At 62.9% G+C, this 19,698-nt stretch carries 22 protein-coding genes and 1 other RNA gene; 9 read left to right on the forward strand and 14 right to left on the reverse strand.

Annotation, left to right across the window (positions count from 1 at the left end; genetic code table 11):
- Positions 1–174: 174 nt before the first annotated feature.
- The gene (locus DJ029_RS15265; protein ID WP_112323326.1) at positions 175–1,086 is read right to left on the reverse strand and encodes a LysR family transcriptional regulator; all 912 of its coding nucleotides are present in this window, start codon (positions 1,084–1,086) and stop codon (positions 175–177) included.
- Between the two features lie 219 nt (positions 1,087–1,305).
- Here DJ029_RS15265 and DJ029_RS15270 point away from each other — a divergent pair, with 219 nt between their 5' ends.
- Both DJ029_RS15270 and trhA read left to right on the forward strand, forming a co-directional pair.
- Positions 1,306–4,722, forward strand: coding sequence for an indolepyruvate ferredoxin oxidoreductase family protein (locus DJ029_RS15270; RefSeq protein ID WP_112323327.1), 3,417 nt, complete (start codon positions 1,306–1,308; stop codon positions 4,720–4,722).
- Between the two features lie 90 nt (positions 4,723–4,812).
- On the forward strand, positions 4,813–5,463 hold the full coding sequence (trhA, locus tag DJ029_RS15275) for a PAQR family membrane homeostasis protein TrhA (protein ID WP_112323328.1): 651 nt from the start codon (positions 4,813–4,815) through the stop codon (positions 5,461–5,463).
- A 6-nt stretch (positions 5,464–5,469) separates the two neighbouring features.
- On the opposite strand, the gene DJ029_RS15280 is transcribed toward trhA, so the two are convergent.
- Complete coding sequence (locus tag DJ029_RS15280) at positions 5,470–5,700, reverse strand: sulfurtransferase TusA family protein (protein ID WP_112323381.1); 231 nt, start codon at positions 5,698–5,700, stop codon at positions 5,470–5,472.
- A gap of 114 nt (positions 5,701–5,814) precedes the next feature.
- On the opposite strand from DJ029_RS15280, the gene DJ029_RS15285 reads away from it, so the two are divergent.
- Complete coding sequence (locus DJ029_RS15285) at positions 5,815–6,567, forward strand: cytochrome c biogenesis CcdA family protein (protein WP_112323329.1); 753 nt, start codon at positions 5,815–5,817, stop codon at positions 6,565–6,567.
- On the opposite strand, the gene DJ029_RS15290 is transcribed toward DJ029_RS15285, so the two are convergent.
- The 8 genes from DJ029_RS15290 to DJ029_RS15325 form a co-directional block, all read right to left on the reverse strand.
- Positions 6,564–6,800 (reverse strand): ribbon-helix-helix domain-containing protein, encoded by a 237-nt coding sequence (locus DJ029_RS15290; RefSeq protein ID WP_112323330.1) that lies wholly within the window; start codon positions 6,798–6,800, stop codon positions 6,564–6,566. The two genes, DJ029_RS15285 and DJ029_RS15290, sit on opposite strands and share 4 nt — an antisense overlap.
- A complete protein-coding gene (locus DJ029_RS15295) occupies positions 6,790–6,954 on the reverse strand; it encodes a DUF4169 domain-containing protein (protein WP_112323331.1) in 165 nt (54 codons plus the stop codon). The genes DJ029_RS15290 and DJ029_RS15295 overlap by 11 nt, the downstream gene beginning before the upstream one ends.
- An 88-nt stretch (positions 6,955–7,042) precedes the next feature.
- Entirely contained in the window at positions 7,043–8,437 is a 1,395-nt protein-coding gene (gene fumC / locus DJ029_RS15300) for a class II fumarate hydratase (protein WP_112323332.1), read from the reverse strand.
- A gap of 84 nt (positions 8,438–8,521) precedes the next feature.
- Positions 8,522–8,998 (reverse strand): SspB family protein, encoded by a 477-nt coding sequence (locus tag DJ029_RS15305; protein WP_112323333.1) that lies wholly within the window; start codon positions 8,996–8,998, stop codon positions 8,522–8,524.
- A gap of 185 nt (positions 8,999–9,183) precedes the next feature.
- Positions 9,184–9,533, reverse strand: a transfer-messenger RNA (tmRNA) gene (gene ssrA / locus DJ029_RS15310).
- 48 nt (positions 9,534–9,581) lie between these two features.
- Entirely contained in the window at positions 9,582–10,253 is a 672-nt protein-coding gene (locus DJ029_RS15315) for a DUF1194 domain-containing protein (protein ID WP_232823095.1), read from the reverse strand.
- A complete protein-coding gene (locus tag DJ029_RS15320) occupies positions 10,250–10,939 on the reverse strand; it encodes a DUF1194 domain-containing protein (protein WP_112323334.1) in 690 nt (229 codons plus the stop codon). The genes DJ029_RS15315 and DJ029_RS15320 overlap by 4 nt, the downstream gene beginning before the upstream one ends.
- Entirely contained in the window at positions 10,936–11,643 is a 708-nt protein-coding gene (locus tag DJ029_RS15325; protein ID WP_308861076.1) for a DUF1194 domain-containing protein, read from the reverse strand. Before DJ029_RS15325 ends, DJ029_RS15320 begins: the two co-directional genes overlap by 4 nt.
- A 209-nt stretch (positions 11,644–11,852) precedes the next feature.
- Between DJ029_RS15325 and DJ029_RS15330 the strand changes: the two genes are divergently transcribed.
- Positions 11,853–12,323 carry a nucleoside deaminase gene (locus DJ029_RS15330; protein ID WP_112323336.1) on the forward strand — a complete coding sequence of 157 codons (471 nt, stop codon included), beginning with the start codon at positions 11,853–11,855 and terminating at the stop codon, positions 12,321–12,323.
- A gap of 141 nt (positions 12,324–12,464) precedes the next feature.
- Here the strand turns inward: DJ029_RS15330 and DJ029_RS15335 are convergent, their stop codons facing one another.
- From DJ029_RS15335 to DJ029_RS15345, 3 genes are all read right to left on the reverse strand, one after another.
- Positions 12,465–12,893 (reverse strand): VOC family protein, encoded by a 429-nt coding sequence (locus tag DJ029_RS15335; protein ID WP_112323337.1) that lies wholly within the window; start codon positions 12,891–12,893, stop codon positions 12,465–12,467.
- Positions 12,894–13,034: 141 nt separating this feature from the next.
- Positions 13,035–14,585: an alanine/glycine:cation symporter family protein gene (locus tag DJ029_RS15340; RefSeq protein WP_112323338.1), complete on the reverse strand. Its 1,551-nt coding sequence runs from the start codon at positions 14,583–14,585 to the stop codon at positions 13,035–13,037.
- 13 nt (positions 14,586–14,598) lie between these two features.
- Positions 14,599–15,036, reverse strand: a complete 438-nt coding sequence (locus tag DJ029_RS15345; protein ID WP_112323339.1) for a universal stress protein — start codon at positions 15,034–15,036, stop codon at positions 14,599–14,601.
- Positions 15,037–15,310: 274 nt separating this feature from the next.
- Between DJ029_RS15345 and thyX the strand changes: the two genes are divergently transcribed.
- Both thyX and DJ029_RS21775 read left to right on the forward strand, forming a co-directional pair.
- On the forward strand, positions 15,311–16,219 hold the full coding sequence (gene thyX, locus DJ029_RS15350) for an FAD-dependent thymidylate synthase (protein ID WP_112323340.1): 909 nt from the start codon (positions 15,311–15,313) through the stop codon (positions 16,217–16,219).
- Positions 16,216–16,881 carry a hypothetical protein gene (locus tag DJ029_RS21775; RefSeq protein WP_157966396.1) on the forward strand — a complete coding sequence of 222 codons (666 nt, stop codon included), beginning with the start codon at positions 16,216–16,218 and terminating at the stop codon, positions 16,879–16,881. Before thyX ends, DJ029_RS21775 begins: the two co-directional genes overlap by 4 nt.
- 665 nt (positions 16,882–17,546) lie before the next feature.
- Here DJ029_RS21775 and DJ029_RS15360 read toward each other — a convergent pair.
- Positions 17,547–17,879, reverse strand: a complete 333-nt coding sequence (locus DJ029_RS15360; protein ID WP_112323342.1) for a GYD domain-containing protein — start codon at positions 17,877–17,879, stop codon at positions 17,547–17,549.
- Between the two features lie 308 nt (positions 17,880–18,187).
- Between DJ029_RS15360 and DJ029_RS15365 the strand changes: the two genes are divergently transcribed.
- The 3 genes from DJ029_RS15365 to DJ029_RS15375 all read left to right on the forward strand — a co-directional run bounded on the left by DJ029_RS15365 (position 18,188) and on the right by DJ029_RS15375 (position 19,582).
- A complete protein-coding gene (locus DJ029_RS15365) occupies positions 18,188–18,523 on the forward strand; it encodes an arsenate reductase family protein (protein WP_370445247.1) in 336 nt (111 codons plus the stop codon).
- Between the two features lie 178 nt (positions 18,524–18,701).
- Entirely contained in the window at positions 18,702–19,127 is a 426-nt protein-coding gene (locus DJ029_RS15370; RefSeq protein ID WP_112323343.1) for a hypothetical protein, read from the forward strand.
- Positions 19,128–19,198: 71 nt separating this feature from the next.
- Positions 19,199–19,582 (forward strand): hypothetical protein, encoded by a 384-nt coding sequence (locus tag DJ029_RS15375; RefSeq protein ID WP_112323344.1) that lies wholly within the window; start codon positions 19,199–19,201, stop codon positions 19,580–19,582.
- Positions 19,583–19,698 lie beyond the last annotated feature (116 nt).

A 19,698-nucleotide genomic window follows, 5' to 3' on the forward strand; every position in this document is an offset into this window, starting at 1 on the left:
AAAAGGCCGAGCACAAGGCTCGGCCCAAGTCCAACAGGGAGGTGAGAACGCTCAGCGTCCTCGCAATCATAGATAGGGGATCGGGCCGCCTGAGGCAATGAAATCAACGTCCCGCTCCGCGCATACCCGCCATAATGGGGGCGCATAGCTGCAAATATGCAACAAGAGGTCGCGTCAATGGTCAACATCGATCATTGAGCCATAGTGCTTTTTAAAAGTACTGATCTCTTCAGTTATGAAGTCGCGGAAGGCTGCGATCCTCTTCGATTGCCTCAATTCCTCTGGATACGCCATGTATACTGGAATCGTCTTGCTTCTTTCGCCTGGCAGTACATTCCGAAGCTGGGGGAAGTCCGCTATAACGTAGTTCGGCAGCGCCCCGATCCCCAGTCCGTTCAGGGTTGCCTGAAGTATACCGAAGTAGTTGTTCACGGTCAGATGGCTTGTCTGATGCGCCGCGAGGATTGGCGACATCCAGCTTTGCCCCGCGCTCACCTGGCGGCTCGCCATGCTTTGGCTGATGATGCGGTGCGCGGTCAGATCCTCACGGGTTTTCGGTTCCCCGCGCAGCTTGAGATACGCCTCGCTTGCGTAGAACCGCATCGACACATCCATCAGGCGGCGGCGGATCAGGTCCGCCTGGCTGGGTTCCTTCATGCGGATCGCGACATCGGCCTCGCGCATGGGCAGGTCTAGGACGCGCTCCTCGAGGATCAGGTCGATCTTCAGGTTCGGGTACTTCTCGTACAGCCGGCCAAGGCGGGGGGCCAGCCAGATGGTGCCGAAGCCGGTGGTCGTGGTGACCCTGAGCTCGCCATAGATCGCGTCGGCGCTGTCCTTGATCCGGGCGGTCGCCGTCGCCAGGCGCTTGCGCATCGACTGGGTCGCATCGAACAGCAACTCGCCCTGTTCGGTCAGGATCAGCCCCCGCGCGTGGCGGTGGAACAGCGTCACGTTCAGGCTTTCCTCCAGCGCGCGGATCTGGCGGCTGACGGCGGACTGGCTGAGGTGCAGCGTGTCGCCCGCATGGGTCAGCGACCCCGCGTCCGCCACCGCGTGAAATATCCTCAGTTTATCCCAGTCCATGTTTTGGGCCACGTCGTTAACCTTCAAGTGATGGGCACAGGCGATTTCCGGTGCAAGAACACCATATCGCACGGGCCAGTTTTGTAGTCTTATTGCTATAAAAACCCCTAAGGAAAAGCATTCTTTCTTTTTGCGCCGCTTTTCCGGGGCTGTGATGATTCCGCTTTGTGGGTCAATGCTGCTGACCTATAATGTTCGAAATACCTGGGAGGGTTTTTCATGAAACTGGCCGATGTCTCACTGCACGACAGGTTCGACCTTAACAAGCGTCAGGTTCTGCTGAGCGGGGTTCAGGCGCTGACCCGCCTGCCGATGATGCAGAAGCTGCGCGACAGCGCGGCGGGGCTGAACACGGCGGGCTATGTGACGGGGTATCGGGGCTCTCCGCTCGGCGGTGTGGACCTCCAGATGATGCATGCGAAGCAGCAGTTGGACGCCCATGACGTGGTTTTCAACCCCGGCTTGAACGAGGACCTGGCCGCCACCGCGCTTTGGGGTACGCAGCAGGCCCATTTGCGGGGCGAGGGGACGCACGACGGCGTCTTCGGCCTCTGGTACGCCAAGGGCCCCGGGGTTGATCGTTCGGGTGACGTGTTCCGCCACGCGAACATGGCCGGCACGGCCGAGCATGGCGGCGTGATCGCCTGCATGGGCGACGATCACACCGGCGAAAGTTCCACCGTGCTGCACCACTCGGAATTCGCGCTGGTCGATGCGCTGATGCCCATCCTCAGCCCCGCCGGCGTGCAGGAGGTGCTGGACTACGGCATCCTCGGCTGGGCGCTGTCGCGCTACTCGGGCTGCTGGGTGGGGCTGAAATGCGTGAAGGACACGATCGAGGTGTCCGAGGTGGTGGACGGCGATCCCCACCGGATCGAAATCAAACTCCCGGACGACTTCGAGATGCCCGAGGGCGGCATCAATATCCGCCTCGGCGACACCCCCGTCGCGCAGGAAGCGCGGCTGCACGACTACAAGCGCTTCGCCGCGGAAGCCTTTGGCCGCGCAAACAAAATCGACAAGCGCGTTCACGGGCGGGCAGGGGCGAAGATCGGCATCGTCTCCTCCGGGAAGTCCTGGCTCGACACGATCCACGCGCTCGACCTGCTGGGCTTCGACGCTGACGCGATGGAGGCCAACGGCATCACCACCTACAAGATCGGCATGGTCTGGCCGCTGGACATGACCAGCTTCCGCGCCTGGGCGGACGGGCTGGACCTGATCATCGTGGTCGAGGAAAAGCGCAAGCTGCTGGAAGTCCAGATCAAGGAGGCGATCTTCAACGACCGCCGTGGCCGGCGCGTGATCGGCTGGAAGGACGAGCAGGGCAACACCGTCTTCACGGTCAAGGAGTCGCTCGATCCGGTCAAGATCGCCGACAAGCTCGGCCATCTGCTCAGCGCCGAGGGTATCGCGCCCGACACCATGCGCGCGGCGCAGGCGAGCATCGAGTCCGCGCTGAACAGCTCCAACGCCCCGGCCATGGCCGAGCGTCTGCCGTGGTTCTGCTCGGGCTGTCCGCACAACACCTCCACCCGCCTGCCAGAGGGCGCGCGCGCCTACGCGGGCATCGGCTGTCACTACATGGTGCAGTGGATGGACCGCGAGACGTCGGGCTTCACCCACATGGGCGGCGAAGGCGCGAACTGGATTGGCGAGGCGCCGTTTTCCAAAAGAAAGCATATATTCCAGAACCTTGGCGATGGAACTTACAATCACTCCGGCGTCCAGGCGATCCGCGCCGCCCTGGCGGCGGGCACCACGATCACCTACAAGATCCTCTACAACGACGCGGTGGCGATGACCGGCGGCCAGCCCAATGACGGGGGCCTCTCGCCCGAACAGATCAGCGCCGAACTGCTGGCCATGGGCGTCAAGAAGGTCGTCGCCGTCTACGACCCGAAGGAAGAGCCGGACCCCGCCGCGTTCCCCAAGGGCGTGCCGCTGCGCCCCCGGGATGAGCTGATGCAGGTCCAGAAAGAGATGCAGGAAGTCGAGGGCGTCTCCGCCATCGTCTACATCCAGACCTGCGCCGCCGAAAAGCGCCGCCGCCGCAAGCGCGGGCAGTTCCCCGATCCTGACCGCCGCGTCTTCATCAACCCCAGTGTGTGCGAGGGCTGCGGCGATTGCGGCGTGCAGTCCAACTGCGTCTCGATCCTGCCGCTGGAAACGCGGCTGGGCCGCAAGCGCAAGATCGATCAGTCCTCCTGCAACAAGGACTACTCCTGCCTGAAGGGCTTCTGCCCCAGCTTCGTCACCGTGGAAGGTGGGCGCATCCGCAAGGAATCCGCGAAATCCCTCGCCATTCCCGACTTGCCGGATCCGGCGGTTCCCGCGATTGTCGGCACCCATAACATCGTGGTCACCGGCGTCGGCGGCACCGGCGTCGTCACGGTCGGGGCCCTTCTCGGCATGGCCGCCCACCTGGAGGGCAAGGGCTCCGGCGTGATGGAGATGGCGGGCCTCGCGCAGAAGGGCGGTGCCGTGCACATCCATTGCCGCATCGCGAACAAACCCGGAGATATCAACGCGGTACGCGTCGCGGTTGGGGAAGCGGACGCGCTGATCGGCGGCGATATCGTGGTTGCCGCCAGCCCGAAAACCCTCTCGCTGCTGTCTCGCGGGCGCACCCGCGCGGTGGTCAACACGGCCGAGATCATCACCGGCGAGTTCACCCATAACACCGAATTCCACCTGCCCACGGACCGGCTGACGCTGTCCTTGCGCGGCCGCATCGGGGACGAAGCACTGAGCGCGCTGGACGCGACCCGCCTTGCCACCGAAATCCTGGGCGACGGGATCTACGCCAACGTGCTGATGCTCGGCGCGGCCTACCAGTCGGGCCTGATCCCGCTGAGCGAGGACGCGCTGCTGCGCGCGATCGAGATCAACGGCGCGGGTGTGGAGGGTAACAAGGCTGCCTTCGCCTTGGGCCGCTGGTCCATCGTCGCCCCGGCGGAGGTGGCCACCCACCTCCGCCCTCGCGCCGCCACCACCGAGGAAACCCTTGAGGAGGCGGTCGAGCATCGCGACGCGCTGGTGCAGGCATACCAGAACCGCCGCCTGGCCAAGCGCTATCGCAAGCTGGTCGCACGCGCCGCGCCATTGGGCGAGGATTTCGCCATGGCCGTGGCGAAATCCTACCACAAGCTGTTGACCTACAAGGATGAATACGAGGTCGCGCGGCTGCATCACGAAACCCTCAAGACCGCCATCGACCAGGAGTTCGAGGATGTGAAGTCTCTGCACTTCCACCTGGCCCCGCCGATCCTGGGCCGCAAGGATGCGGATGGTCACCCCGTGAAGTCCGAGTTCGGCCCCTGGATGATGCGCGCCTTCGGAATCCTGCGCCATTTCAAGGGGCTGCGCGGCACAGCGCTCGATCCCTTCGGGCGCTCGGACGAGCGGCGCATGGAACGCGCCCTGATCCGCGAGTATGAAAGCGACATCACCGCCCTGATCGAGGATTTCCCCGCGGATCATGCGGATATCGCCATCGCGATTGCCGAATTGCCAATGCAGATCAAGGGCTTCGGCCACGTAAAGGCCGCCACGGCCACCGCCGCCGCCAAGCGGCGCGAGGAACTGCTGGCGGGGCTGCGCAGCGTCCCGCCCGCCCGGGAGGCAGCGGAATAAACGCTTCGTCACACAATATTACGAAGCCGTGACAGAGTGTTAGCAAGTTTTGTGATATACTGAATGAGGAGCTGCGCCAGGAGCAGGTCGATGAAACACGTGCGCAAAGGATACACGCCCGCCGAAAAGTTTTCGGATGCGACGATCCACATTCTGGGCGTGACCTGGGCCCTGGTCGGCGTCTTCGCCCTCATCCCCCTTGCCGTGTTCTGGAGCGGGGAGCGCAGCGTGATCCTCGCCACCATGGTTTACGGTCTGTGCATGCTGGCCATGCTCGCCGTGTCCGCCACCTATCACATGAGCCCGCCGGGAGAGTGGCACGAGCTGCTGCAAAAGCTCGATCACTCGGCGATTTATATAAAGATCGCAGGCACATACACGCCGTTTGCAATCCTGTCCGGGGCGCCGGTCTGGATGCTTGTCATGCTGCTCTGGGGGGGCGCGTGCATCGGGATCCTGTTGAAGATGCTGGCCCCCAACCGGTTCATTCCCCTGGCCCTCGGGCTATACATCGCCATGGGTTGGTCAGGGGTGGCGGTGGGCGAATTCGTCGCCGCGCTGCGCCCAGAGGCGCTGTACCTGATGCTGTTCGGGGGCGTGCTCTATACCGGCGGGGTCGTCTTCTTCCTGTGGGAAGATCTGCCGTTTCACAAGACGATCTGGCACGCGCTGGTGCTTCTGGCCACGGTGCTGGTCTATGCCGCGCTGGTGACGGAACTCGCCGGGGCGCGCACCATCTGACGCCTCTCAGCCCTTTTCGATCCACCAGAGCTGGCGCGGAAATCCGTCGTCCTGGCTGTGCAGTACGACGTGTCCCTGTTCGGCGCAGAAATGGGGCACATCGATCAGCGCGGCGGGATCGTCCGTCACCACCTCCAACACCTGGCCGGGCGCAAGCGTGCCCAGCCGCTTGCGGATCTTCAGCACGGGCAGGGGGCAGAGCAGCCCGGCGGCGTCCAATGTGTCGTCCTTCTTCATGGGGATCAGAAACCACCCGCTGTAACGAATGTCCACGGATATGTGACAGCCCGTCACGTGACGCGCCCCAGTGCAACCGCTAAGGGTGAGCGAGGACTTCATACAGGCAGACCCATGTTCGGCATCGACGTCATCGACAGCTCCCTTCTTCCGGCCCTGTTCGTCGCGCTTTTCGCGGGCGTGCTGAGCTTTTTGTCACCCTGCGTTCTGCCCATCGTGCCGCCCTACCTGGCCTATATGGCCGGGACCACGGTGCCTGACGTGCAGACCCGGCGCGGCGCGGACCCGAAGGTGGTCACGGCGGCGCTGTTCTTCGTGCTGGGGCTTTCCACGGTTTTCATCTTCCTTGGATTCGCGGCCTCCATGGCGGGGCAGGCGCTGCTGCAATACCAGCGCGAGATGGCCATCGCCTCGGGCATCGTGATCCTGGTTTTCGGGCTGCACTTCCTGCACGTCTTCCGCATCCCGCTGCTGGACCGCGAGGCGCGCCTGGACGCCCGCGATGGCACCGGCACCGCCATGGGCGCTTATGTCATGGGCCTGGCCTTCGCCTTTGGCTGGACGCCCTGCATCGGCCCCGTTCTGGGCATGATCCTCAGCCTTGCCGCGCAAGAGGATACGGTGGGGCGCGGCGTGGTGATGATGGCCAGCTACGCCATCGGCCTTGGCCTGCCGTTCCTGCTTGCGGCCATCTTCCTGAACCGCGCCCTTGGCGCAATGGGCCGCCTGCGCGCCCACATGGGCACGATCGAGCGTGTGACGGGCGTCATGCTGCTGGTGGTGGGCGGAATGCTGGTGACAGGTCTGTTCAGCACATTTTCCTACTGGTTGCTGGAAACCTTCCCCGCCCTTGGCCTGATCGGTTAAGGGGCGGGCTTCGGGCGATACCAGTCGAGCACGTACAGGCGGATCGCCCCGGCAAGACCGGCCTCCACCCCGCGGGCGGCGTCGATTTCCGCGGCCAGCACGTTGATCGGCTTCCCCTGTTCTTGCGCGATGGCGCGAAATGCATGCCAGAACGCATCCTCCAGCGAAACGCTGGTGCGGTGTCCCTTCAGCGTGAGGGAGCGTTTCTTCGGCAATCCATAGTCAATGCTCATCGTCATCCCGCCGGTGCGCCTCCAGGCGCTTTTGCTCCAGCTCGGCGTTCGCCTTGTCCTGGCGGCTGGGCGTGGGGGAGGTGACCTTGTCCCGCGCTTCGGCGCGTTTGCGCTGCTTCTTCGCGCGGCGCAGGTTGATGACCTTGCCGCTCATGACAGGTGCGCCATGCGGAAAAACGGGCCGCCGGAATGGCGACCCGTGGCGCGCGCAAGACGGCGCGCGATCATGTCAGAGTTCCGACTCAGTCTTTCGGTCCCAGCATCTGGTCGGGACGCACGACGCGGTCGAAAGTTTCCTCGTCCACGAAGCCCAGCGCGATCGCTTCCTGTTTCAGGGTGGTGCGATTCTTGTGCGCGGTCTTAGCGACGGTGGTGGCGTTGTCGTAGCCGATTTCCGGCGCCAGCGCGGTGACCAGCATCAGGCTTTCCCACATCAGCTGGGAAATCCGCTCTTCGTCGGCTTCGATGCCGTCCACGCAGTTGTCGGTGAACGCGACGCTCGCATCGCCCAGCAACTGCATGGATTGCAGAACGTTGTAGGCCATCATCGGCTTGTAGACGTTCAGCTCGAAATGCCCCTGGCTGCCGGCGAATCCGACGGCGGCGTCGTTGCCCAGCACATGGGCGCAGACCTGGGTCAGGGCCTCGCACTGGGTGGGGTTCACCTTGCCCGGCATGATGGAGGAGCCGGGCTCGTTTTCCGGCAGCATCAGCTCGCCCAGGCCGCAGCGCGGACCAGAGCCGAGCAGGCGGATGTCATTCGCGATCTTGAACAGGCTCGCGGCCACCACCTTCAGCGCGCCCGACATCTCGATCAGCGCGTCATGGGCGGCCAGCGCCTCGAACTTGTTCGGCGCGGTAACGAAGGGCAGGCCGGTGATCTTCGCCGCTTCCGCCGCGAAGGCTTCGGCAAAGCCGGTCTTGGTGTTCAGCCCGGTGCCCACAGCGGTGCCGCCCTGCGCCAGCGGGTAGATGTTGCCGAGCGCGGCTTCCACGCGCCTGATGCCCTGTTCCACCTGGAAGGCGTAACCGCCGAATTCCTGGCCAAGGGTCAACGGCGTCGCGTCCATCGTGTGGGTGCGCCCGATCTTGATGATGTCCTTGAACGCCTCGGCCTTCTGGGCCAGTGCGGCGTGCAGCTTCTTCAATCCCGGCAGGGTGACGTCGCGGGCGGTCATCGCCACGGCGATATGCATCGCGGTCGGGAACGTGTCGTTGGAGCTTTGCCCCATGTTGCAGTGATCGTTGGGGTGCACCGGGCTTTTGGAGCCCATCTCGCCGCCCAGCATCTCGATCGCGCGGTTGGAGATCACCTCGTTCGCGTTCATGTTGGATTGCGTGCCCGACCCGGTCTGCCAGACCACCAGCGGGAAATGATCGTCCAGCTTGCCCGCAACCACTTCGGACGCGGCCGATACGATGGCGTCGCCGATCTTGGCATCGAGCTTGCCCTGCGCCATGTTCACCGTTGCAGCTGCCTGCTTGATCACGCCCAGCGCGCGCACGATGGCCACGGGCTGCTTTTCCCAGCCAATCGGGAAGTTCTGCAACGAACGCTGCGTCTGCGCGCCCCAGTACTTGTCCGCGGGGACATCCAGCGGGCCAAAGCTGTCGGTTTCGGTACGGGTGGTGGTCATCTCAATCCCTCATTCGGTGCTATCGCGCCACGGCTATAGCGGCCCCCGGAAGGATTGTCACCGAGCCCGTTTCGGCGCCTGCGCTCAGTGCTTGCGAAACCGGTCCAGGCTGACCACGTCGCCACCGCCCGATCGCGGCACGTCCGGCGCATCCTCGGCCTCGGTATCGTCTAGTTCTTCGTCAAGGTCGTCAGGTGACTCGGGCTCGTCCGTGGGGTCGAAGCGCAGACCGAATTCGACCGAGGGGTCGACGAAGGTGCGGATCGAGTCGAAGGGAATGACAAGCGGTTCGGGCTGGTTGCCGAAGTTCACCGTCACGGCGAAACGATCGCCGATCACGGTCAGGTCCTCGAACCATTCCTGCAGCACGATGGTCATTTCCTCGGGGTGGCGGGCGCGCAGGTAGTCGGGGATGTCCACGCCCGGATGTCGCGTGTCGAAGGTGATGAAGAAGTGGTGTGCCCCAGGCAACCCGTTCTCCGCCACATCGGACAGGACTTCCGACATCAACCCGCGCAGGGCCTTGTGCATCAATTGGCCGTAATGGAATCGCCGTGTCATGCTTGGTCCGTCTTTCATGCTGCCCCAAACTTAGCGAAGTGTGCATACAATGAAAGACCGGATTCACGCTTCACTGTGTATGCAGTCACAAAGGCCCCGTTGGGTGGCGGTGCCTTTGCGCCATGCACAAAGGCGTTTCGCCGCAATGAATGCACGAATGGACGTGGGTTTGGAAAATATGGGGAAGTGCAGGCTTCTGTTGCCAGGTGCCTGCGGACCCCGCCTAACCCTGCAAAGGGCTAGGACTTGGATTTCGGTCTTTCGCACTGCTTACGCAGCGAGAGCAACCGGAGCTTTGTTGTCATTTGCAACTAGCTTGTTCGAGCCGATAACGGTGGCATCCTGCCGAGTAAAAGCTAACCCCTTTAGACGTCCGTCGATCCTGTTTCGGCCCCATGATCCCCAAATGAAGGATTTTGGTGGAGCCGCCGGGTACCGCCCCCGGGTCCGATCCGCTTATTACGAGCGCGTTTATCACCATAGTCCCCAAGGGGACGCTTTAGATGTAGTCCTTCGCCCGGCGTTTCGCAAGGGATCGCATGCTGCGAAAATGCGCGGCATTGCCCCGAATCCCGCGGCCCGCTCAGCGCATGCCAAGGCGCGGCACGCCGAGTTCGCGGATCAGCTTGCGCCGCATCGCATGCCCGAAATCGTGAAAAGTGTCGGCCTGTTCAACGAAAGCGCCGGGCCCGTGGATCACGCCGGTGCGGAAATAGTTCATCAGTTCCGGCTGGCTGCCGATGACCAGCGCGTTGATGGTCGTGTTCGCCAGGTCCTGCGAGCGGCGGGCCTGAATCGGCGGGAAGCCGTCGTTGTTCACGCCGTCGCCGGAAATGTCGATGGTCTGCCGGTCACAGCGCGGGCCGCGCTTGAGTTCCGAGGTGGCAAAAGCGATGGCATGGCCGAGTGCTGTCGGAAACTCGGCATAGGTTCGCCGCGCCCCGCGCAGCACGGCGCGCACGCGGGCCAGGTCGGCGGGTGTCTCGACCAGGGTCCAGTCGAGGATGACGTCCTGCTGGTAACGCCCGCTCCATTCGAAGACGTGCAGCGCCACCGATCCGCCGGGCACCTGGAAGAACGCCTCCACCACGCGGGGATCGGACAGCGCCGCATCGAGCCCTAGCTTTTGCAGCGCGTGCTCTTCCCCATCGATGGAGGAGGAGACGTCCATCGCCAGCGTCAGCGCCAGCCGGCAGAACGCATGCCCCGGCGTGGCCAGGACCAGCAGCAGCGCCAGGGTGGCGGCGACCCTCACCTCATGCCGAGCCGCGGTTCGCCCAGCTCGCGGATCAGCTTGCCGCGGATCGCCTTGCCGTAGTCCGAGAAATCCTCGGCCACCTCGACAAAGGCGGACGGGCCGCGCACGACGAAGAAGCGGTAGTACCTGTCCAGCGCCGCCTCGTCCGACAGGATGGCGAGGCCGTTGACCGTGACGTCCGCGAAATCGAGGCGGGTATAAAGCTGTTGCGGCGGCATCCCGGTGTTGTTCTGCCCGTCGCCCGAAACGTCGATCTTCTGGCGTTCGCAGGCGGGGGCGCGCGCCATCTGGCCAAGGCCGAAGCGCAGCGCCGCGCCAAGCCCGGTGGCCGCGTTGGTGAACGCGCGGCGATGCTCGCGCAGCCGCGCCGCCATCTGGTCGAGGTCCGAGGGCGTACGCACCTCCACCCAGTCCTGGACGATCTTCTGATCGAACACGCCCGACCATTCATAGATCTGTAAGGCCACCGTCGCGCCGGGCACCTGGAAGATCGCGCGCCGCACCTCCGCATCCTCAAGCGCGTCGGCCAGCCCGTTGATCTGCAATGCATATTCCCCCGCGTCCACGGAGGATGAGACATCCAGCGCCATCGTCAGCGCCACGCGGCAGGCCGCCGTGGCAGGCGCGGCGACAAGGGCGGGCAGCGCGGCCAGCGCCGCGAGAAACAGGCCAACGCGGCTCATGACGAGGGGACAACCACCTCCCGGTAGAGTTTTTGCCGGATCGCGCGGGGGTAGTCGGAATACCCCTGGGCGGACATGACGAAATGATCCGGTCCCGTCACCATCTCGCGGCGGTAGAACTGCGCCACGCTCTGGCCAATGCGATCGATCGCCAGCCCGTTGATGGTGATCCCTGCGCGCCGGGCGAGGCTGCGCCCCAGCGTTGTTCGCTGGCCGTCGTTGGTCATGCCGTCGCCTGAAACATCGATGACGCGCCGGGTGCAATCGGGAACCTTGTCGAATTCGGGCACGAGGAACAGCAGCGCATCCCCGACGGCAGTCTTGCCTGCCCGCCAGTGCCGTTTCGTGGCCCGCACCTCTTTCGCCAGGTCCGCCACGGCGTCGAAGCTGAGCATCCGCCGCCACGGGGTGGAGACCTTCTGATCCGTTTCGCCGGACCATTGCATCACCATGACCGCCGCCTGCCGCATGACCAGCGCCTCGGCGATGTCGGGGTCCTCCAGCGCATCCGCCAGGCCATCCATCTGGAAACGATACTCCCCGGGATCGATGGATCCGGACACATCGATGGTCAATGCGATGGCAAGACGACAGGCCTGGGCAGGCGCTGACAGGGCCGCGCAGGCAAGAAGCGTCAGGAACAGGTGTCTGATGATGAAAAACCCCATACTCGAAAGGTATATGGGGCAGTTTATACCTGACATTGACTTTGCGCAAAGGGCGCGTGTGTCACCCGACGACTTAGAATGTCCGCGATGCACCCTCGATCCGCGGGCGTGGGACAGCAAGAGGGACCGGTGATCTTCCCGCGTGTGGGGATGTTGGCGATGTGCTAGGATCCCGGACGTCGGGTTCTGACGTGACCCGCGGGGGCGACCCTTGGGCCCTTTCACCGCAGTATAGGCAAATCGGCATGACACGAGAACAGATGCTCGCCCATATCCGGGCAGCCAATGCCGTCGCCAGAAGCGCCGCCGAACACGGTCATCATCCGTTCGGCGCGATCCTTGTCGGACCTGACGGCGATATTCTGATGCGGCAGGGCAATATCGACACCGTCCATCATGCAGAGACCGAACTCGCCCGGCGCGCCGCGGCCGCCTATGCACCGGAGTTTCTATGGGCCTGCACGCTGGTCACGACCGGCGAGCCTTGCGCCATGTGCGCCGGAACCCTCTATTGGGCGAATATCGGCCGGCTGGTCTATGGTTTCGAGGAAACGACGCTGCTCTCGCTGACGGGCAACCATGAAGAGAACCCGACGATGGCCCTGTCTTCGCGCACCGTGCTCGGTTCCGGGCAGAAGAAAATCGACGTGCACGGCCCCTTTCGCGAGTTGGAAGACGAGTTGCTGGCCCCGCACCGCGGTTTCTGGCAGCGCTAGCGCCCCGCTTCCGGGCCCTCGGGGAAACGCGCTACGAACTTGAAAGCGCCCCGTCCATGTAAAAAGGCCCTCGCAGGTAGCTGCAAGGGCCCGTCTGTTCCGGCAGGGCCCACTGGCCCCCATCCGTGTCGCGCAGCGCGCTTACCAGTGGCCGGTGTTTTCCATGCTGGCCCAGGGGTCCTTCGGGGGCAGGGCGTCGCCCTTCTGAAGCAGCTCGATCGATACGTTGTCGGGGCTGCGGAAGAACGCCATGTGCCCGTCGCGGGGTGGGCGGTTGATGGTCACGCCGTTGTCCATCATCTTCTGGCAAAGCGCGTAGATGTCATCGACCATGTAGGCCAGGTGCCCGAAGTGGCGGCTGTCGGAAGGCAGCCCCTCGTCCCCGTCCCAGTTGTAGGTCAGTTCCAGATGCCGCCCCTCCTCGCCGGGAGCGCGCATGAAGACGTTGGTGAAACGACCTTTCTCGCTTTCCATGCGGCGGGCCTCCTCAAGCCCGAGCAGCTTGTAGAAGGCGAGCGATTTCTCCAGGTCCAGGACGCGAACCATGGTGTGATAGTATTGAATAGCCATAAGTGCATTTTCCTTCTTGTCCAATCCGCTGTCCCGCACATAAGCAGCCATGCCCGTTAGGTCAAAGCGCCGTTATGTCTGCGGGCAGGAAAAAGGCGCGCCCGGTGGTCCGGACGCGCCCGATGTCAGGGTGCGCTTAGCTCAGTGCTTGAACTTCCGGATCTCGCCCGACTTCAGGCGGGTCTGGTAGCTGGCCAGCTCACGCTTGACGATGGGCATCAGGAAGTAGAGCGCGGTGATGTTGACCACGGCCATGGCGAAGATCGCCGCGTCCGAGAAGTCGATCACCGGGCCCAGGCTGGACGCCGCGCCGATGACCACGAAGACGCAGAAGATCAGCTTGAAGATCAGCTCCTTGGTCTGGCCTTCCCCGAACAGGTAGGTCCAGGCCTTCAACCCGTAGTACGACCAAGAAATCATGGTCGAGAAGGCGAACAGGATCACCGCGACCGCCAGCACGTAGGGGAACCAGCTGAAGCCGGTGGCGAAGGCCGCCGAAGTCAGCCCGACGCCCGAGGTGTCGCCGATTGTCTGGATCGATCCGCCCTCGTTCAGAAGGAACAGTCCGGTTTCCGGGTCCATAATCAACTGGCCCGAAATGGTGATGACCAGCGCCGTCATGGTGCAGATCACAACCGTATCGATGAAAGGTTCAAGCAGGGACACGAAGCCCTCGGTGATCGGCTCCTTCGTGCGCACCGCCGAGTGGGCGATCGCAGCCGACCCGACGCCCGCCTCGTTCGAGAAGGCGGCCCGCTTGAAGCCCTGGATGAGCGCCCCGACAAGGCCGCCGGCCACGCCCAGCCCGGTGAAGGCCCCGGCAAAGATCTGGCTGAACGCCCATCCGATCTGATCTGCGTTGACGATCAGGATGACCAGCGCCGCGCCGACGTAGAGCACGCCCATGAACGGCACGACCTTTTCGGTCACCCGCGCGATGGACTTGATGCCGCCCACGATCACCGCGAACACCACCGCAGCAAAGACAAGGCCGGTGATCCAGCCCGGAAAGTCGCCGAAGATATTGGCAATCTGCGCATGTGCCTGGTTGGCTTGGAACATGTTGCCCCCGCCAAGCGAGCCAAGAATGCAGAAGATCGAGAAGACAACCGCCAGCACGCCGCCACCGGCGCGCCCCTGTTCGCGGAACCCCTTGGACATGTAGTACATCGGGCCGCCTGAAACGGTGCCGTCCGGGTACTCGTTGCGGTACTTCACCCCGAGCGTACACTCGGTGAACTTCGAGGCCATGCCCAGCAGGCCCGCCAGGATCATCCAGAAGGTCGCGCCCGGCCCGCCGATGCCGACGGCCACCGCCACACCGGCGATGTTGCCTAGGCCGACGGTGCCCGAAAGCGCCGTGGCCAGCGCCTGGAAGTGGCTGACCTCGCCCGCGTCATTGGGGTCGGAGTAGTCGCCCTTTACCAGGCTGATCGAATGCCCGAAGGCGCGGAACTGGATGAACCCGAAGTAGATGGTGAAGATCGACGCCGCGACCACCAGCCACATCACGATCCAGGGAAAGGCCGTGCCGGGGATCGGCGCGAAGATGAAATTTACGAACGGCCCGGTGAAGGCGGCGAAGACCTCGTTCACTTGCTGATCGATGGTGAGCGCCGCTTCCTCCTGCGCCAGCGCGGGCACAGCGGAAAGGGCAAAGGCCGGAACGGCCATGTGGGGTATGAATTTCATGTCTCTCGGCTCCTTATCCGACGACCGTGACCGGCAGCTTGGAATGCATGACCAGGTTGGCTGTGGACGAGCCGAAGATCCGGGTGGACAGGCTCTTGTCAGAGGTGCGGGCGACGACGATCTGGTCGGCCCCTTCCTCCTGGGCGATGGCTTCCAGGCGCTCGGCCACGTCGCCGTGGCGCACGATGCCGCGCGCGGGCTGCCCGGTATCGGCAAGCGCCTTGACTGCCGGCGTGATCACCCGCTCGTTCGCGAGGGAGATCTCTTCCTCCCGGCGCTTGTGGCGCTGCTCGTTTTCCTCGGGTGTCTGGAAGGTAAAAGGAGACCATTCAATGACATAGACCAGGATGATCTCGCAGTCTCCGATAAGTTTGGCCAAATGGCTGGCGTAGCCCACAGCCCGGTTGTCCGGGCCGTGGCCGTCCAGCCCCACGACTATCTTTGTTGACATCTTGTCCCCGTTGTTCGTTTTCGTGTTCTTGATTTTCCCGGCCCCGAAATTCGGAAACGGTCTTGCCCCTTGAGGGGTTTGATTTCTTGTAAGGTCAGCCTGACTGTTTCGGCGCAGTCGGTCAATCATTATGCTGCCCGCCTGTAATCACTCCGCACGCATCTGCCTGAAATTGCGGCACGTGCGAAAGGTCACGACATTTGGTTGTCACCACCCTACGTTCCGCAACATACTGTGGACCTCAGAATCACGACCCGAAAGCAGGACGCCCGAGATGTCAGACGCCGAACACCCCTCAGACGAAATCGCAGCCCTGCGCGCGCAGTCCCACACCACCCGCCGCGCCACCGTGCCAGCGATGGAGGAGCGCCTCTACACGCCGCACAAGGTGCTGGACCACGGCTTCGTGCGGGTGATCGACTACATGGGCGACGACGCCGCCATCGTGCAGGCCGCGCGGGTCAGCTACGGGGCAGGGACCAAGCACGTCTCCAACGACGCGGGGCTGATCAAGTACCTGATGCGCCACTGGCATTCGACCCCGTTCGAGATGTGCGAGATCAAGCTGCACGTCAAACTGCCCGTCTTCGTCGCGCGCCAGTGGATCCGCCACCGCACGGCCAACGTGAACGAGTACTCCGCCCGCTACTCGATCCTGGATCGGGAATTCTACATCCCCGCGCCCGAGCAGCTGGCCGCGCAGAGCACCGTGAACAACCAGGGTAGGGGAGAGACGCTGCAAGGCGAGGAAGCCGCCCGCGTGCTGGAGATGCTGAAGTCCGACGCCATGCGCAGCTATGACCACTACGAGGAAATGCTCAGCCAGGACGGGCAGGCGGGTCTTGCCCGCGAACTCGCGCGCATGAACCTTCCCGCCAACGTCTATACCCAGTGGTACTGGAAGACGGACCTGCACAACCTGTTCCACTTCCTGCGCCTGCGCGCCGACGCCCACGCCCAGTACGAGATCCGCGTCTACGCCGAGACGATCTGCGAGATGGTCGCCGACTGGGTCCCGCTCGCCTACGCCGCGTTCGAGGATTACCGCCTGAACGCCGCGCAATTGTCCGGGAAGGGTGTGCTGGCCCTGCGCCGGATGCTGAAGGGCGAAGAGATGGACGCCGAGAAGGCCGGCATGAGCAAGGGCGAGTGGCGTGAGTTCATGGGGGTTTTGGAGGGGTGAAGATTAGCGGAACTGAGATTGCTTCTCGCAGTACTCAGACTTCTGGAAGGTTGTTAGTAAGTGTCTGCGCCGCAATTATATTTATCAATTTCTACGGTTTGAATGATCAGCCTTGGGAGCTATTCTCAAGGCGGATTCCAACCAGAGCATATGTGGAAACGGGCTATGTGATATTAGCGCTCCTCGGATTGAATTTTTTAGCAAACTGGTGGTTCGACCACGTTAGTTATATCGAGTGGTTTCGATCATCAAAGCATAGCTTGGGATCTACATACGGTTTGGGGGGAGTTGACGATACAATTTCCCCATTGGACAATCTTCATCGTAGGGTGGAGGCTTTCAATAAGGTCGCTGAGAAGATGATGGAAGAGGCAGATGGCGCCATTTCCGAAATCGTAAAGCAGCTTGATGTTAAAAATGGTGGCGGTCCGGATCTCGGCGGTGATGCGAAGGATTATATTGAACTTACTGTAAAGGGAAATATAAATAAAGTACATTCAAGTATTGATAAAAGTATAGGCGAGATAAAAAATGTGAAGCTTGTGCTTGATGATATTCCAAATAGCTTTCGTAGGTTGAGCCTTGCTGGATTTCTTTATTTGTATATTTTGAATTTCATATTTCCAGTTTCTATTTGGATTTTAGCAGTTGTGACGTTTTAAGTGGATTTTCTGTTACTCTCAAATCTGTACGGAGTGCGCCTCAGACGGAACAACCTGCGGTCAAGTCGGTATATCATTCACTACAAATTTTTATCGCGCGTAAGCTGCGTATTCGGTGAGCGCCGCGCACGATGCGCAATGCACGATGCGCAATGAATGCGTACTCTACTGCGGATAGAGCCGATTCATTGGCACACCGCCCGCCGGGGCTCCGCCCATTCCTGCCTGAAACCGTCCCCCGGACGGTTTCAGGGACAGCCGGAACTCCTCCCCCCGGGAGGGCGCTTCACGCCCACCCAGGATCGGGCGCTGCCCTCACCAAGCGGGCAATACCGTCTGAACAAGCCGTCGCACTTCAGGACGCCCATTCTCTTCGGCCCGGAACAAGGCCCGTCAGGGCCGCCGGGCCAGCGCCCGTCCGCCCCCTCGGGCGGGCGCTTTGCAGCGTTGCCGCGAAGACCCAGCATACGGCGGGGCGTGGGCATAAATCGCACAAACCCAGCACCGCAGCACCCACCCGGCGGACGGGCGCTGGCCCTTTGGTGCACCAAGACCGGCCACTCCCCAGAGTTCCGCATGTTTCCGACCTTCCTTTATGATAACGGGGGTGGGCGCTGCCCGCTCCGCCACACTCTCGGCGAAGTCCCTGGCAGCGCCCCATGCGCTCAGCCCGCCGGGGGCTGGTAGCTGCTGACGATCTTCTTCGCGCCCTCCATCGCGGCAACGCCTTCATCCATGGTCATCAGCACCATCGTCTGCACCTGGGAAAACGCGCCGGTGGAGCCGACCGCCAGGATCGCCGAGGCCCCGTCCACGTTCGAGGGGAAGTCGGTGATCACCACCCCGTCCCATTCGCCGAAGCAGAAGTACATGCATTCGACCTTGCCGCCCGCGGCGCCGAACACTTTCTCCGCTGCGGCCCGGCGGTTCTGGGGATTGTTGACCATCCCCTTCACGGATGCGGTGGAGTAGCGGAACAAACTCATATACTTGGGCATTTCATCCCTCCTTGTTACCACGCGCCCGGAATACGCCCGGGCGCTCTATCTTAGCACGATCCGGGCCATCCCGCGCGGGGCAGATTGCATACGCCGCCGACAGGGCAGGGCCCTTGCCCCGGTCAGGGGTGGTAATGCGGGGACCGCGCCGCAGTGAACAGAGACGGGCGCGCAAATTGCGGAAGGTCAGCGGCCCAGAAAAGGCGAAACTCTTCATGCCGCTTGCAAGAATCATGCAGGCCGGTCATGCCTGTTGCGCGGAACAACCGCCGATTGCCGATTATCCGACTGACGAATAAAGAACAGCCATGCCCTCAATCACTCTTCTCGGTCTGCCCACCTGCGATACCTGCCGCAAGGCGCGCAAGGCGTTGGAGGCCGCGGGCCATGACGTGCATTTCCGCGACATCCGGGCGACGCCCCTTTCCGATGAGGAATGGGCCCCGCTGCTCGCCGAATTCGGTGACCGTCTCGTGAACACGAAGTCCACGACCTGGCGCGGCCTGTCCGATTTCATGAAAGCCTCCGAGGCGGAGGACCAGCTGCGGGAGCATCCCGCGCTGATGAAACGCCCCGTGATCCAGGACGGCACCCGCATGACCCTCGGCTGGGACCAGGGGATTGCCGAAAGCTGGGGGGCATAGGCCTTCCCCACGACTGATCCGGACCGGGCCTCGCAAGGTGTGGGGTAGGTTGCGTCCTGTCGGCGTGGCAGGGGGCGCCGGGTGGCGGTTTCTCGCGCATCCACGGCATTTTGCATCCGCAGGCGCGATCCGCTGTGCTAGCACTCCTGTAAAGCACTGACTTAAAGGAGGATCCCTCGTGCGCCGATTCCACACCGTTATCCCATTTCTTTTCGTTCTTTCCGCCTGCGGGGCGACAATGCCGCTGTCCACCAATGAGCCGGCGACCTTCACGCCGGTCATCTGGAAGGAAAACACCCCTGTCGCGACCCGCGCCGCCGACCAACAGGCCTGTTATCTGGCAGCTGTTGGTGCTGGTCCGTTCACGACTCAAGAGGAATTGGCCGAACTAGTGGCGTTGGCGGATCAGGACGTGAACAGGAAGAAGGCCTTCGTGGACCGCTGCATGTCCAACAAGGGCTACACTGTGACGGAAGGACGGGTCTGTACCGCAAGGGATCGGGCGCGCGGCCGGCTCGTCCAGGGGTCCGCCACGGACAACCTGCCGCCGCTGTCCTCGGTGTCCTGCTTCGATCCGCAGGCCGGCGGCTTCGTCGTTACCTGACCTCTGGAATCCACTGCCATGGCACCTAGATTCGATACACATGACAACCGCCATAAGGGCAGGGGAGACTCATGAAACAGGCAGCCGTCCTTCTTGGCGTGATCGGGGGAGTCCTCGGTCTGATCATGGGCATATCCGTCGCGGGATGGATCGCCTTCACCGGCTGGATAGATGGAGAGGTGACCGGCCAGCTGCCGGTCGCCCTCGATACACCCACAAACGCGCAGATGCTGCGCATAGTGGGCGTGGTGGGCCCGCTGCTCGCCATCGCCGGCGGCGCCATGGCTGTTTTGCGCCCTTTTACAGGTTCGATTCTGCTGTTCGTGGCGGCCGCGGGCATGTTCGCCGCCTTCGGCGCGGGCTTCTTCGCATTGTTCCCCGTCGCGATGTGCGGAATGGCCGGTTTTTTCGCCCTTTTGGGGGCTGCAACGCGCGAACCGGGCGGGCTTACGTAGGGTCATCAAAATAATTTCGAAAAAAGCGAATTTGTCTCTTGCGAGTCGGACGGGTGATCCGTAGATAACCCCTCACCGGCGGCGCAGAGACGCGGTTGGGAAAACATCGAGAGGTT

This window comes from Oceanibium sediminis, from assembly GCF_003265325.1.
GTDB lineage: Bacteria > Pseudomonadota > Alphaproteobacteria > Rhodobacterales > Rhodobacteraceae > Halovulum > Halovulum sediminis.